12 protein-coding genes and 1 pseudogene are annotated in these 14,334 nt (G+C 72.9%); 12 read left to right on the forward strand and 1 reads right to left on the reverse strand.

From position 1 onward, the window contains the following. The first annotated feature begins 808 nt into the window (after positions 1–808). The 6 genes and pseudogenes from KUM32_RS05900 to KUM32_RS05925 form a co-directional block, all read left to right on the forward strand. A complete protein-coding gene (locus KUM32_RS05900) occupies positions 809–1,981 on the forward strand; it encodes a TadA family conjugal transfer-associated ATPase (protein WP_217140729.1) in 1,173 nt (390 codons plus the stop codon). Next, positions 1,978–2,853: a type II secretion system F family protein gene (locus tag KUM32_RS05905; protein ID WP_217140762.1), complete on the forward strand. Its 876-nt coding sequence runs from the start codon at positions 1,978–1,980 to the stop codon at positions 2,851–2,853. The genes KUM32_RS05900 and KUM32_RS05905 overlap by 4 nt, the downstream gene beginning before the upstream one ends. Then, complete coding sequence (locus KUM32_RS05910) at positions 2,850–3,647, forward strand: type II secretion system F family protein (protein WP_217140730.1); 798 nt, start codon at positions 2,850–2,852, stop codon at positions 3,645–3,647. Before KUM32_RS05905 ends, KUM32_RS05910 begins: the two co-directional genes overlap by 4 nt. Before the next feature lie 88 nt (positions 3,648–3,735). Next, a complete protein-coding gene (locus tag KUM32_RS05915) occupies positions 3,736–3,963 on the forward strand; it encodes a DUF4244 domain-containing protein (RefSeq protein WP_217140731.1) in 228 nt (75 codons plus the stop codon). Further along, positions 3,950–4,369 (forward strand): TadE family type IV pilus minor pilin, encoded by a 420-nt coding sequence (locus KUM32_RS05920; protein WP_217140732.1) that lies wholly within the window; start codon positions 3,950–3,952, stop codon positions 4,367–4,369. Before KUM32_RS05915 ends, KUM32_RS05920 begins: the two co-directional genes overlap by 14 nt. A 353-nt stretch (positions 4,370–4,722) precedes the next feature. Next, positions 4,723–5,070: pseudogene (locus tag KUM32_RS05925) on the forward strand (Rv3654c family TadE-like protein); the annotation flags it as partial. Between the two features lie 52 nt (positions 5,071–5,122). On the opposite strand, the gene KUM32_RS05930 reads toward KUM32_RS05925, so the two are convergent. Next, entirely contained in the window at positions 5,123–7,873 is a 2,751-nt protein-coding gene (locus KUM32_RS05930) for a DEAD/DEAH box helicase (protein ID WP_254405103.1), read from the reverse strand. A gap of 82 nt (positions 7,874–7,955) precedes the next feature. Here KUM32_RS05930 and bldG point away from each other — a divergent pair, with 82 nt between their 5' ends. From bldG to KUM32_RS05960, 6 genes are all read left to right on the forward strand, one after another. Then, positions 7,956–8,297, forward strand: coding sequence for an anti-sigma factor antagonist BldG (bldG, locus tag KUM32_RS05935; protein WP_003975386.1), 342 nt, complete (start codon positions 7,956–7,958; stop codon positions 8,295–8,297). A gap of 107 nt (positions 8,298–8,404) precedes the next feature. Beyond that, positions 8,405–8,836, forward strand: coding sequence for an ATP-binding protein (locus KUM32_RS05940; RefSeq protein ID WP_217140733.1), 432 nt, complete (start codon positions 8,405–8,407; stop codon positions 8,834–8,836). Positions 8,837–9,163: 327 nt separating this feature from the next. Beyond that, positions 9,164–11,569, forward strand: a complete 2,406-nt coding sequence (locus KUM32_RS05945; RefSeq protein WP_217140734.1) for a sodium-translocating pyrophosphatase — start codon at positions 9,164–9,166, stop codon at positions 11,567–11,569. Between the two features lie 205 nt (positions 11,570–11,774). Next, positions 11,775–12,365 carry a small secreted protein gene (locus KUM32_RS05950; RefSeq protein WP_217140735.1) on the forward strand — a complete coding sequence of 197 codons (591 nt, stop codon included), beginning with the start codon at positions 11,775–11,777 and terminating at the stop codon, positions 12,363–12,365. Between the two features lie 46 nt (positions 12,366–12,411). Continuing rightward, on the forward strand, positions 12,412–13,929 hold the full coding sequence (locus KUM32_RS05955) for a class I SAM-dependent methyltransferase (protein ID WP_217140736.1): 1,518 nt from the start codon (positions 12,412–12,414) through the stop codon (positions 13,927–13,929). 157 nt (positions 13,930–14,086) lie between these two features. After that, a complete protein-coding gene (locus KUM32_RS05960) occupies positions 14,087–14,284 on the forward strand; it encodes a hypothetical protein (protein WP_217140737.1) in 198 nt (65 codons plus the stop codon). Positions 14,285–14,334 lie beyond the last annotated feature (50 nt).

Below are 14,334 nucleotides of genomic sequence, written 5' to 3' on the forward strand. Positions count from 1 at the left end.
GGTGGGTGACGTGGTGGCGGGTGTGGTGGGTGACGTGTTGCCGGGTGCGGTGCGTCGTGTGGCGTCGGGTGCGGTGGGTGGTGTGGTCCGTGAGGTGGTGGGTGGTGCGGTGTCTGAGATGGCGGGTGGCGCGGTGCTTGATGCGGTGAGTGGTGGGAGGCGACCGGCGGTCTCTGCGGGGATGCCGGGCACGGGGGCCTCGGGGGCGGTGCCGGGGCCGTTGCCGACACGTGTGGTTGCGGGGGAGGACGCCGGGAGGCCCGGGAGGCCCGGGAGGGCTGCTGAAGGAACGCCGGGCGCGGTGTCCGCGGGGACGGCCTCCGGACCCCCTGCGGGGGCGCCCGTAGGGGCCTCGGCCACTACGGGCGTGGAGGTGGCTGACGAGGTGGCTCCCGCGCCGTTCGCGGGAGGTCCAGCGGCAGGGACGGCCTCTGCGGTGACCGCGGGAGCGCCTTCGGGTACGGCACCGGGATCGGCCATGGGGCGGTCACCGGAAGGGGCTTCCCGGTTGTCCGCGTGGAGGGCTGTCAGGATGCCCGCGGGAACGGCTCCCGGGATGCCCGCGGGAACGGCTCCAGGGATGCCCGCGGGAACGGCTCCAGGGATGACCGCGGGTGCGGGTGCGGGATTGCCCACCAGGGAGGGTGCAAGCCGGGGAACCGAGGTGCCCGTGGGGACGGCTGCCCGGGCGGTGCCGGGCTGGGCCAACCGGTCGGCCCTGGGGACGGCACCCCGGACGCCTCCGGGGCGGGCTTCGGAGGCACCCCCGGCAGCGGACACCGGGAGAGGTCCGGGACCTGTCTCCGCGATGCTCGACGGTGTACGGCGGTGGCTCGCCGAGAGCGGGGCCGAGCCGACGCCCGCGCGCGTGGCGCAGGCCCTGCGGGAGCAGGGGCGGGTACTCGGGGACGCCGAGGTCCTCGGCGCCGCGGAGCAGCTGAGGTCGGAACTCGTCGGCACCGGGCCGCTCGAGCCGCTGCTCGCCGACCCGTCGGTGACCGATGTACTGGTGTCCGCCCCGGACCGGGTCTGGGTGGACCGCGGCGGCGGCCTGGAGCTGACGCCCGTTTCCTTCCCGGACGCCGGGGCGGTACGGCGGCTCGCGCAGCGCCTCGCCACGGTCGCCGGACGGCGGCTCGACGACGCCCGGCCGTGGGTGGACGCCCGGCTGCCCGACGGCACCCGGCTGCACGCGGTGCTGCCTCCGGTCGCCGTCGGCTGCGCATGCCTGTCCCTCCGCGTGGTGCGACCGCGGGCGTTCACGCTCGACGAACTGGTGGCGGCGGGCACCGTGCCACCCGGCGGTGACCGGGTGCTGCGCGCTCTGCTGCGGGCACGGCTGTCCTTCCTCGTCAGCGGTGGCACCGGGAGCGGCAAGACGACGTTGCTGAGTGCGCTGCTCGGGCTCGTCGGGCCGGGGGAGCGGATCGTGCTCGCCGAGGACTCGGCAGAGTTGCGGCCGGATCATCCGCACGTGGTCCGCCTGGAGACCAGGCCCGCCAATCAGGAGGCCGCCGGCCTGGTCACCTTGGAGGACCTGGTGCGGCAGGCGCTGCGCATGCGGCCGGACCGGCTCGTCGTCGGCGAGGTGCGCGGCCCCGAGGTCGTCCACCTGCTGGCGGCGTTGAACACCGGTCACGAAGGCGGGTGCGGGACGGTGCATGCCAATGCCGCAGCCGATGTGCCGGCCCGGCTGGAAGCGCTCGGCACGGCCGCCGGGCTGGACCGGGCCGCACTGCACAGCCAGCTCGCCGCCGCCCTCTCGGTCGTCCTGCACCTGGTCCGCGACCGGGCCGGACGGCGTCGGATCGCCGAGGTGCACGTACTGGAAAGGGACCCGTCGGGGCTGGTGCGTACGGTGCCGGCGCTGCGGTGGGGCGCTGAGGCCTTCGTGGCCGAGCGGGGCTGGGAGCGGCTGCGGGAGCTGCTGAGCGCTGACGGGTCCGAAACGCGCGCTGTCGGACGGGAGGCGTGCAGGTGACGGGGGCGGGCGGGCTGGCGACGGGTGTGGCCCTTGCGTGTCTGGGGGCGGCGGCGTGGTCGGCCGGGAGCGGGTGGCACTCCGGGGTGCGGCGGGCGCGGATGGTGCTCGCCGACGGCGGGGCGGTCGGGGCCGGGCCGCCCACGGCGCGCCGGGTTGCGGACGGGCTGCGGCTTGTCCACGGACGGTTGAGGGCCGAGTGGTGGTCGCTGGCGGCCGGGCTGGCCGTGGCGGTGTCGGCCGACTCGGTGCTGCCGGTCCTCGCGGGGGCGGCGGGAGTGCCACTGCTGCGGCGGACGCGGCTGGCCGGCCGGGCGAGGAGGGACCGAGAGCGCCGCCAGGACGCGGTGATCGCCCTGTGCGGGGCGGTTGCCGGGGAGGTGAAGGCGGGGCGGCAACCGGCCGAGGCGCTGTTGTGCGCCGCGCACGACTTCGCAGGGCTCGGTGACGCGCGGGCGGCAGTGCTGGCGGCGGCCCGGTTCGGCGGGGACGTGCCGGGGGCGCTCACCGCGGCGGCACGGCAACCGGGGGCCGAGGGGCTGCGGGGTCTCGCGGCATGCTGGCGGGTCGCCGTCGACCAGGGTGCCGGGCTCGCGGCCGGGCTCGACCGGCTGGAGGGCGCCCTGCGCGCCGAACGGGACCAGCGGTCCGACCTGCGGGCGCAGTTGGCGGGCGCCCGCGCCACGGCGGTGATGCTCGCCGGCCTGCCGGCCCTGGGACTCCTTCTCGGTGTCGCCCTCGGTTCCGACCCGTTGCATGTGCTGCTGCACACCGGAGCCGGACTCGGCTGCCTGCTGGTCGGCGGAGTTCTGGAGGGCCTCGGCATGTGGTGGGTGGGTCGGATCGTCCGTGGAGCGGAGGCGGCGTCGTGAACGGGGAAGTCGTCCACAGGCTGGGGACACTGCTGGGGGTGGCACTGCTTGCCGGGTGGCTGGCGCGCGGCGTCGGATCCGTCCGGCGGAAGCGGGCGGTACACAGGCGGCTCACCGGACTACTGGTCCCGGAGCCGGAGCGCGTGGTCCCGCGACGGGCCGGGGCGCTGGGTGCCGTCCGTGGATGGCTGCCCCTGGTGGGCACCGTGGGTGCCGGCTGGGCCCTGGTCGGGGATGTGGTCGGTGTCGTGGTGGGTTGTGTGCTCGCGGCCGGGCTGTGGCGTTGGCAGGCGCGTCGGACCGCCGCCGGTACGGCCGAGGCTGAGACCCGTGTCTCGGAAGCCACCCGCCAACTGCCGCTTGCCGCGGACCTGCTGGCGGCCTGCATCGCGGCGGGCGCCGGTCCGGTGGCGGCGGCCCAGGCGGTGGGTGATGCCCTCGGCGGGCCCGTCGGTGACGCGCTGGGGCGCGGCGCCGCGGAGGTCAGGCTGGGCGGTGAACCGCGAGGTGCCTGGCGTGGGTTGGCCGAGCTCCCGGGTGCCGGGCCCCTGGCGCGGCTGCTGGAACGGGCCGACGTGACCGGCCTTCCCGCCGCCGGCCCGGTCGCCCGACTCGCCACACAGGCCCGCGCCGACTGGGCGCGCACCACGACGGCGAGGGCCCGCCGGGCGGCCGTCATGGTCACCGCACCGGTGGGGCTGTGCTTCCTGCCCGCGTTCATCGCGGTGGGGGTACTGCCGGTCGTGATCGGACTCGCCGGTGGGGTGCTGGGAGCGGGAGGAGGTGGTGGCTGACGGGACGGGACTGTCCGGTGTGGAGCCGGCGCGTGCATGACCACGGACGAGCAAGTGATCAACGGGAACGGACCTTACGGGGGTTGTGATGTATCAGGCGGTACGGGCACGGCTGCGTGCCTTGGTGTGCGGCGCACGTGCGGCAGGGCGTGGGTTGTCCGCGCGGAAGGACGCGGGAATGGTCACCTCCGAGTACGCGATGGGGATCGTCGCGGCGGTGGCGTTCGCCGTGGTCCTCTACAAGGTGGTGACGAGCGGGGCGGTCAGCGCGGAGCTGCAGGGCATCGTGAAGCGGGCACTCGATGCGCGGATGTGAGCGGGTGGCGAGGGCGGAGGCGGGGGCCCGCGGGGAATCCGGCAGGAGGTCTGCCGGCGCTTCCGACAGGGGCTTCGTGACGGCGGAGACGGCCGTGGTGCTGCCGGTGCTGGTGTTGTTCGCGATGGCGTTGGTGTGGTGGCTGCTCGTGGTGGCCGATCAGATCCAGTGCGTGGACGCGGCTCGGGCGGGTGCCCGCGCGGCTGCCCGTCAGGATCCGGCCGATGCGGTCGTCGAGGTCGCCCGGAAGGCGGCGCCGCGTGGCGCGCGGGTCACGGTCAGCCGGGAAGCGGGCCGGGTCCGCGTGGTTGTGGTGGCCAGGCCGTCGGTGTTGCACGGACTGCCCTTCGAAGTACGGGAGGAGGCCGTGGCATCGGTGGAGCAGGCGGTGGGGGCGGAGCCATGAGGTGCGGTCTCGCACGCGGGGCGGCGATCGGACAGGGGCGCGACGGGGTCGGGGGCTCCGGCTCCGACGCGGGTTTCGGCCGCGAACAGGCCCCCGGCACCGACTGGGTCTCCGACGTCGGCCAGGCCCCCGGCGCCGACCAGACCCGCGGACCCGGTCAGGCTCCCGACCTCGGTCAGGTCCCCGGACCCGGCCAGGTCCCCGACCTCGGTCAGGTCCCCGGACCCGGCCAGGCCCCCGACCACGGTCAGGCTCCTCCCAATTCCGGCCACGCCTTCGACCTCGTTCAGGCGCCCAGCCCCGGCACGGGCCCGGGTCGGACCCAGGGCCCGGCCTCGGGTCCGAGCCTCGGGTCCGACCGAGGGTCCGCCACGGTCTGGAGCCTCGGTGCCATCACCGTGCTGTGCCTCGTGTTCGGCATCGTGCTGGCCTTGGGAGAGGCCGTCGTGGCCCGGCACCGTGCGGCCGGCGGCGCCGATCTGGCGGCGCTTGCCGCGGCGGACCACTGGGCAGGGGGCGGCGCGGCCGCATGCGCGCGAGCGGACCGGGTCGCGCGGGCACAGGGGACGCGGCTGGTGCGGTGCGTGCTCACCGGCCAGGTCGCGGACGTGACGGCGTCGTCGGGCCGAGGGCCGTTCACGGCGGAGGTCCGGGCGCGGGCGGGCCCGGCGACGGCCGTACCGGCGGCCGAGGCCCCGTCGGCGGGGCGCGTGGCCGGGATCCCGCAGGCGGGCCTCGCGGCGGAGGTCCCGCCTACCTCGCCTCCGTACCGTCAGCGGTACCCGTCTCCGGTTCCGCCCCTGGAGGGGAGCCTGCCTCCGCCCCTGGCTCCGCAGGGTGGCTCGCCTCCGCAGGGTGGGCCGCCTCCGGACCCGCCTCCGTAAGGTGGCCCGCCTCCGTGGTGAGACCTGTCTCCGGACCCGTCTCCAGAGTGGGACCTGCCCCCGACCCCGCCTCCCCGGGGTGGCCCGGCCCCGCAGCGGAACCCGCCCCCCGGCCCGCTCCCGCAGCGGACCCCGCCCCTGCCCCTCGACTCGCCGGGGCACCCGCCTCCGCCTCCACCACGCCCCGTAGCAGCACCGTGAGCAGGCGTACGGCCCCCCGTTTGTGCAGCGGTTCGTTGCCGTTGCCGCACTTGGGGGACTGGATGCAGGAGGGGCAGCCGGCGTCGCATTCGCAGGAGGCGATGGCCTCCCGGGTGGCCGTGAGCCAGTCGCGGGCGGTGTGGAAGGCGCGCTCGGCGAAGCCCGCGCCGCCAGGGTGGCCGTCGTACACGAAGACCGTCGGCAGCAGCGTGTCGGGGTGCAGGGGGACCGACACGCCACCGATGTCCCAGCGGTCGCAGGTCGCGAACAGGGGCAGCATTCCGATGGAGGCGTGTTCGGCGGCGTGCAGGGCCCCGCCGAGGATCTCCGGGTTGATCCGGGCCGCGTCCAGCTGGTCCTCGGTGACCGTCCACCACACCGCGCGCGTGCGCAGTGTCCGAGGAGGGAGGTCGAGCTTCGTCTCGCCCAGGACCTCGCCGGTGATCAGCCGCCGGCGCAGAAAGGAGACCACTTGGTTGGTGACCTCGACGGAGCCGTAACACAGGCGTCCGTCACCCCACGGGACCTCGGTGTCGGTCTCCAGGACCGAGATCGCCGTCGTGTCACGGGCGACCGTCGAGTAGGACGGGGTGGCCTGCTCGACCAGCGCGACGGAGTCCTCGAGGTCCAGGGACCGGACGAGGTACGTGCGCCCCTGGTGGAGGTGGACGGCGCCCTCGTGGACGGTCGTGTGGGCGGCGCCGGCGTCCACCGTGCCCAGCAGCCGGCCCGTACCGGCCTCGACGACCTGGACCGGACGCCCGCCCTCCCCGCGGATGTCGGTCAGGTCGGCGGCCCGCTCACGGCGTGTCCAGTGCCAGGCCCGGGTCCGCCGGCGCAGCAGCCTCGCCGCCTCCAGCTGGGGCAGCAGTTCCTCGCAGGCGGGGCCGAAGAGGCTCAGGTCATCCTCCGTCAGGGGCAGCTCGGCCGCCGCCGCGCACAGATGGGGAGCGAGGACGTACGGGTTGTCGGGGTCGAGGACCGTGGACTCCACGGGCTGGTCGAAGAGGGCCTCCGGATGGTGGACGAGGAAGGTGTCCAGTGGGTCGTCCCGGGCGACCAGCACCGCCAGGGCCCCCTGCCCCGCCCGCCCGGCCCGGCCCGCCTGCTGCCACAGCGACGCCCGGGTGCCGGGATACCCGGCGATCACCACGGCGTCCAGGCCGGACACGTCGAGGCCCAGCTCGAGGGCGTTCGTCGCCGCCAGGCCGAGGAGCTCGCCGGAGTGCAGGGCGCGTTCCAGGGCGCGGCGTTCCTCGGGGAGGTAGCCGCCGCGGTACGCGGCCACGCGCCGGGACAGTGAACGGTCGATCTCGGCCAGGCGTTCCTGGGCGATCACCGAGATCAACTCGGCGCCGCGCCGGGAGCGCACGAAGGTGATCGACCGCATGCCCTGGACGGTGAGGTCGGTGAGCAGGTCGGCGGCCTCGGCGGTGGCGGTGCGGCGGACCGGGGCGCCCTTCTCGCCCTCCATCTCGGTCAGCGGCGGCTCCCAGAGGGCGAACACCAGTTCACCGCGCGGGGAGGCGTCGTCGGCGACCTCCACCACCGGCAGCCCGGTGAGCCGGCGGGCCGCCACCGAGGGCTCGGCGGCGGTGGCGGAGGCGAGCAGGAACACCGGCGACGCGCCGTAGCGGGCACACAGTCGGCGCAGTCGGCGCAGCACCTGGGCGACGTGGGAGCCGAAGACGCCGCGGTAGGTGTGGCACTCGTCGATGACGACGTACTTCAGCGCCTTGAGGAAGGAGGACCAGCGGGGGTGGGACGGCAGGATGCCGCGGTGCAGCATGTCCGGGTTGGTCAGCACGTAGGTGCCGTACTGGCGGATCCACTCGCGTTCCTCGAAGGGCGTGTCGCCGTCGTACACCGCGGCTCGCACAGATGTGCCGAGAGGTTGTGAAAGTTCCTTCACGGACCGGCACTGGTCGGCGGCGAGCGCCTTGGTCGGAGCGAGGTAGAGGGCGGTGGCGCCCCGCCCGTTCGGGGCCTCGGAACCGTCCAGCAGCGTCGACAGCACCGGCACCAGGTACGCCAGCGACTTGCCGGACGCGGTGCCGGTGGCGACGACCACGGAGTCGCCGTCCAGCGCGTGCTCGGCCGCGCGTGCCTGGTGGGCCCAGGGGTGTTCGATGCCGGCGGTCCGCACCGCGGCGACGACCTCCGGGCGAATCCGGTCGGGCCAGACGGCATGACGGCCCGCTCGCGGGGGCAAGTGCTCCGTATGAGTGATACGCGTGGCCCGGCTCGGTCCCGCGGCGAGCCGGTCCAGGACCGTGCCCGGTTCCGGCCGGGAGCCGGGCTCCGCCGGGGGTCGATCGGGTCGGTGATTCTTGGCCATCGGCACCGAGTCTGTCACTGGCGTGACGGACAATGGGACCAAGGCGTCGTGCACGCCTGCCGGTAAGTGATTGAATGCCATCGCGGCTGGCGAACCGTCCTGGGAGCTTCAAGCCGAGGTGTCCCGAGGGACGACCGCTCGATAGCAAGGTGCTGGAGGATCCGTGGACCTGTCCCTGTCGACCCGTACCGTCGGCGATCGTACGGTCGTCGAGGTCGGTGGCGAAATTGACGTATACACCGCGCCCAAGCTGCGTGAGCAGCTGGTCGAGCTCGTGAACGACGGGAGTTTCCACCTCGTCGTCGACATGGAGGGCGTGGACTTCCTCGACTCCACCGGGCTCGGCGTGCTGGTCGGCGGACTGAAGCGGGTGCGTGCCCATGAGGGCTCGCTGCGCCTGGTCTGCAACCAGGAGCGCATTCTCAAGATCTTCCGTATCACCGGCCTCACCAAGGTGTTCCCCATTCACACCTCGGTCGAGGAAGCGGTGGCGGCCACCGACTGACGACCGGTCCCGGGCCCTGGGCCCGGGACCGCAGCAGAGCAAGGAGGGTCCGGGCTGTCGGCCGCCCGGGCCTTCGACAGCACGCCCGTAGTTCCGAGGGGGGATGCATGGCCACCGTTGAACTCCGCTTCAGCGCGTTGCCCGAGCATGTCCGCACCGCCCGCCTGGTGGCGGCCGCGGTGGCACGCAGGGCCGGAGTGGACGAGGCCGTCCTCGACGAGGTCAGACTCGCCGTCGGCGAGGCCTGCTCCCGGGCTGTGGGCCTGCATCAGCACGTCGGCATCACGGCGCCGGTCACGGTGTCGCTGATCGAGGAGGAGAAGCAGTTCTCCATCGAGGTCGGCGACGAGGCGCCGCACGCGGCACGCGGGGCCGGGCCCCCGGGCGCCGCCGTCGACGACCTGGAGGCCGAGGAGGACGAGATGGGCCTCGCGGTCATCAGCGGACTCGTCGACGATGTGGAGGTCACGGCCGGCGAGGACGGCGGACTGATCCGCATGACCTGGCCGATCTCGCCGACGGTGCTGCCGCCGGTCTGACCCCACCCCGACACCCGAAGCCTCACGGCAGACACTCGAAGGGCCCTACCTCGTAGGGCCCTTCGTCGTGTGCGGAAGTCAGGGTCCACGCATACAGTGGTGCCGTGCGGGCGTCAAGTGAATTCATTCACGATCAAACGCACAAAAAAATGGATCACGGCAGCCCGAAGTCACGTGATCGCCATTAACGGTGGAAGGGCATTACTACTTTCCGGGCCCCTTGTGGTTGACAGGCCATTTCTATTTGTCGTGCACTGTTTTGATCAGGTTCCGATACCTACAATCCCGTCCACATCTTGAGCTCAGCCCAAGCGTCAAGGAGGACGAATGGCGGAGCTTTCCACCCCTCATCAGCTGGGCGATCCCTCGCCCCTGGCGGCCGCCGTGCTCACCGACGGGAACCGCGTCCTGGTCGCGTGCATCGCGGTCGTCGCACTGGCCGCACTGGTCCTCGCGGGCGTCCTGGTACGCCAGGTGCTAGCGGCGGGCGAGGGTACCGACAGCATGAAGAAGATCGCCGCGGCCGTCCAGGAAGGCGCGAACGCCTATCTGGCCCGGCAGCTTCGCACGCTCGGCGTATTCGCCGTCGTCGTGTTCTTTCTGCTCATGCTGCTGCCCGCGGACGACTGGAATCAACGGGCCGGACGATCGGTGTTCTTCCTGATCGGTGCGGCGTTCTCGGCGGCCACCGGCTATATCGGCATGTGGCTCGCCGTGCGCAGCAATGTGCGTGTCGCCGCGGCGGCGCGGGAAGCGACACCGGCCCCGGGTGAACCGGAAAAGGATCTCACCCTCGTGTCGCACAGAGCGATGAAGATCGCCTTTCGCACGGGCGGCGTGGTCGGCATGTTCACGGTGGGGCTCGGCCTGCTGGGCGCCTGCTGCGTGGTCCTGGTGTACGCGGCCGACGCGCCGAAGGTCCTGGAGGGTTTCGGCCTCGGCGCCGCGCTGATCGCGATGTTCATGCGGGTCGGCGGCGGCATCTTCACCAAGGCCGCCGACGTCGGCGCCGACCTGGTCGGCAAGGTCGAGCAGGGCATTCCGGAGGACGATCCGCGCAATGCCGCGACCATCGCCGACAACGTGGGCGACAACGTCGGCGACTGCGCGGGCATGGCGGCCGACCTCTTCGAGTCGTACGCCGTGACCCTGGTGGCCGCGCTGATCCTCGGGAAGGTGGCCTTCGGCGACGCCGGACTGGCGTTCCCGCTGCTGGTGCCGGCGATCGGTGTGATCACCGCCATGATCGGCATCTTCGCGGTGGCGCCCCGGCGGTCCGACCGCAGCGGCATGAGCGCGATCAACCGGGGATTCTTCATCTCCGCGGTGATCTCGCTGGTGCTGGTGGCGGTGGCCGTCTTCGTCTACCTGCCCGGGAAGTACTCCGACCTCGACGGCGTCACCGACGCGGCGATCGCGGGCCGGGACGGTGACCCGCGGATCCTCGCACTCGTCGCGGTGGCGATCGGCATCGTGCTCGCGGCCCTGATCCAGCAGCTCACCGGCTACTTCACCGAGACCACCCGACGTCCCGTCAGGGACATCGGCAGGACCTCGCTCACCGGCCCCGCCACCGTCGTCCTCGCCGGCATCTCCGTCGGCCTCGAATCGGCCGTCTACACCGCCCTGTTGATCGGCCTCGGCGTCTACGGGGCCTTCCTGCTCGGCGGCACGTCGATCATGCTGGCGCTGTTCGCGGTGGCGCTGGCCGGCACCGGCCTGCTCACCACGGTCGGTGTCATCGTCGCCATGGACACCTTCGGGCCGGTCTCCGACAACGCGCAGGGCATCGCGGAGATGTCCGGTGACGTCGAGGGCGCCGGCGCCCAGGTGCTCACCAACCTGGACGCGGTCGGCAACACCACGAAGGCGATCACCAAGGGCATCGCGATCGCCACGGCCGTCCTCGCGGCGGCGGCCCTGTTCGGGTCGTACCGCGACGCCATCACCACCGGAGCGGCGGACGTGGGCGAGAAACTCACCGGTGAGGGTGCGCCGATGAGCCTGATGATGGACATCTCGCAGCCCAACAACCTCGTCGGCCTGATCGCGGGGGCGGCGGTCGTCTTCCTCTTCTCGGGGCTGGCGATCAACGCGGTGTCGCGGTCGGCGGGCGCGGTGGTCTTCGAGGTGCGGCGGCAGTTCCGCGAGAAACCCGGGATCATGGACTACAGCGAGAAACCGGAGTACGGCAAGGTCGTCGACATCTGCACCAGGGACGCCCTGCGCGAACTCGCCACGCCCGGACTGCTCGCCGTGATGGCACCCATCTTCATCGGCTTCACGCTCGGTGTGGGGGCGCTCGGCGCCTTCCTCGCGGGCGCGATCGGCGCGGGCACGCTGATGGCGGTGTTCCTCGCCAACTCCGGTGGCGCCTGGGACAACGCCAAGAAACTCGTCGAGGACGGCAACCACGGCGGCAAGGGCAGCGACGCCCACGAGGCCACCGTCATCGGTGACACGGTCGGCGACCCCTTCAAGGACACCGCCGGACCGGCGATCAACCCGCTGCTGAAGGTCATGAACCTGGTGGCGCTGCTCATCGCGCCGGCGGTCATCGAGTTCTCCTACGGCGCGGACAGGAGCGTCGGCGTGCGGGTGCTGGTCGCCGTCGTCGCGTTCGTCGTCATCGTCGCGGCCGTCTACGTGTCCAAACGCCGTGGGATCGCCGTGGGCGACGAGGACAACACCGATCAGGAACCCAAGTCGGCCGACCCGGCGGTGGTTTCGTAGGCAGCGCCCGGAGTTCCGTACGGTGCTCGAATCAAAGCGCGGGCGGACGGCGCGTGTTGACGCGTCGTCCGCCCGCGCCGTGCGTGCGCGCGCCCCTCACCGTGAGCCTTCTCTCTCTTGGTGCAAATGGCTTCAATACGGTCTTAATGGATGTTCGTCCTGCGAGTGTCCCCCATCCGGCGTGTATGTTCCGGGGCCGAGAGCCATGGAAGGGACCAATCCGGTGAACAAGAAGCTCGCGGCCGCACTGTCCGGCGGTGCGGTACTGGTACTGGCGCTGACGGGATGCGGCAGCAGCGACGACAACGACAAGCTGGACTCCTGGGCGAAGGAGGTCTGCGACGCGGTGCAGCCGCAGGCCAAGAAGATCGAGGCGGCCAACGCGGCGATCCAGAAGGAGACCTCGGACAACAGCACGCCGGCGGAGGTCCAGAGGACCGACGCGAAGGCGTTCCAGGACATGTCCGACGCCTACAGGGCGATGGGCGGCGCCGTCCAGAAGGCCGGAGCGCCGGACGTCGACGAGGGTGAGAAGAAGCAGAAGGACGCGGTCACCGAGCTCAACGGCCTCTCCTCCTCGTACGCCTCCCTGCGCAAGCAGGTGGAGGGACTCGACACCAAGGACCAGGCGAAGTTCGCCGACGGCCTCAAGGACATCGCCACCGAGCTGAACAAGCTCAGCAAGAGCGGCAGCGACGCGCTGAAGACCCTGGAGGAGGGCGACGTCGGTCAGGCGATGGCCAAGCAGGCCAGCTGCAAGTCGGCCTCGGTGACGCCGTCGGCCGCGGCCGGCTGACCTCGGCTGCGCGAGCGCGGGGCGGGGTGCGGGCCACAATGGGGGTGTGAGTAACGCCAGCCTGTCCCCCCTGCCCTCCGCCGACCGCCCCGACGTCACGGCCCGGCTGCGGGAAGCCCTGCTCGGGGCCTCCTTCACCGCCGACGGACTGCTGGAGCTGCTCGGCGCCCCCGCCTACGCGGCGCTGTCGCGCAGCGAGACCGTGCCCGCCCTCCGGGCCACCCGCGGCGACACGCCGCTGGAGCTGCTCGTACGGCTGTTCCTGCTCCAGCAGCCCGTGTTCCATGCGCGTGTGGCGGACGTGCTGCCCGTCGACGCGTGCCTGGACGGCGGGTGGCTCGTGCGCGTGGGCGACGACGAGGTGGCGGCCACGGTGGACGTCCGGCCCTACGGCGGGCCCGGTGGCGAGGACTGGTTCATCGTCTCCGACCTGGGCTGTGCGGTCGGCGGTGCCGGCGGCATCGGCAACCGCGCCGAGGGCGTCGTCCTCGGCGTGGGCGGCGCGTCCATGACGCTGGCCGGCCTCACCGTGCGCACGCCCGTCTCCGCCGCCCTCGACCTCGGTACCGGCTCCGGCATCCAGGCGCTGCACGCCGCCGCGCACGCCACGCGCGTGACGGCGACCGACGTCAATCCGCGCGCGCTGCACATCACCGCGCTCACGCTCGCCCTGTCCGGGACGCCGTCGGCCGACCTGCGCGAGGGCTCGCTCTACGAGCCGATCGACGACAGCGAGACGTACGACCTCATCGTGTCCAACCCGCCGTTCGTGATCTCTCCGGGGGCCCGCCTCACCTACCGCGACGGCGGGATGGCCGGGGACGATCTGTGCCGCTCGCTCGTTCAGCAGACGGGGGAGCGTCTGAACGAGGGAGGGTTCGCGCACTTCCTCGCCAACTGGGAGCACGTGGAGGGAGAGGACTGGACGGACCGGCTGCGCTCCTGGGTGCCGCGCGGCTGTGACGCCTGGATCGTGCAGCGCGAGGTGCAGGACGTCACGCAGTACGCCGAGCTGTGGCTCAGGGACGCGGGCGACCACCGCGGTGACGCGGCCGAGTACCAGGCGCGGTACGACGCCTGGCTGGACGAGTTCGAGGCGCGCAAGGTCCGGGCCGTGGGCTTCGGATGGATCACCCTGCGCAGGACCGGGGCCGCCGAGCCGTCGATCACGGCGGAGGAGTGGCCGCACCCGATCGAGCAGCCGCTCGGCGAGACCGTGCGGGCCCATTTCGACCGCGTCGACTACCTGCGCGCGCACGACGACGCCGCCCTGCTCGAAGGGCACTTCCTGCTGGCCGCCGAGGTCGTCCAGGAGCAGGTCGGGCTGCCCGGCGCCGAGGACCCGGAGCACGTCGTCCTGCGCCAGAACCGCGGCATGCGCCGGGCCACCCGGGTCGACACGGTCGGTGCCGGTTTCGCGGGCGTCTGCGACGGCAGCATGAGCGCGGGCCGCATCCTGGACGCCATCGCCCAGCTGGTGGGCGAGGACCCGGTGGCGCTGCGCGACCGTACGCCCGCGCAGATCCGGCTGCTGGTGGAGCAGGGATTCCTCGAACCGGCGTAGCGACGCGCCGGCGCCCCCGTGGCCACCGGTCGGGAACGAGCCACCCGCGGGTGCCGTCGGCCCTTCGTTCACCTCGGGTTCGCCGCTGCGCCGCCCGCGCGTGACAGCCTCCCGGAGGCTGGGTACTCGCGGGCTGGAGAAAAGGGGCACGGGGACCATGGAGAGCGGGCCGGCGATCTTCGCGGGAATGGTGTTCGCCCTGTTCGGGGCCGGGCTGCTGGTGTGGACCGCGAGCCGGGTCCGGCACGGCCGACCCGTCGCCCACGGTGTGAGCCCCGTCGCATCGGCGACCGTCGCGAGCGTCGCCGCGCTGGTGGCGCTCGCCCTCGGCGCGTGGTGCCTGACGCGCCTGTGAGGGGCCGGTTCCGGACGTCGGCCGCACCCCCGTCCACGTAATCGGGAGGT

This window comes from Streptomyces sp. AC627_RSS907, assembly GCF_019049165.1.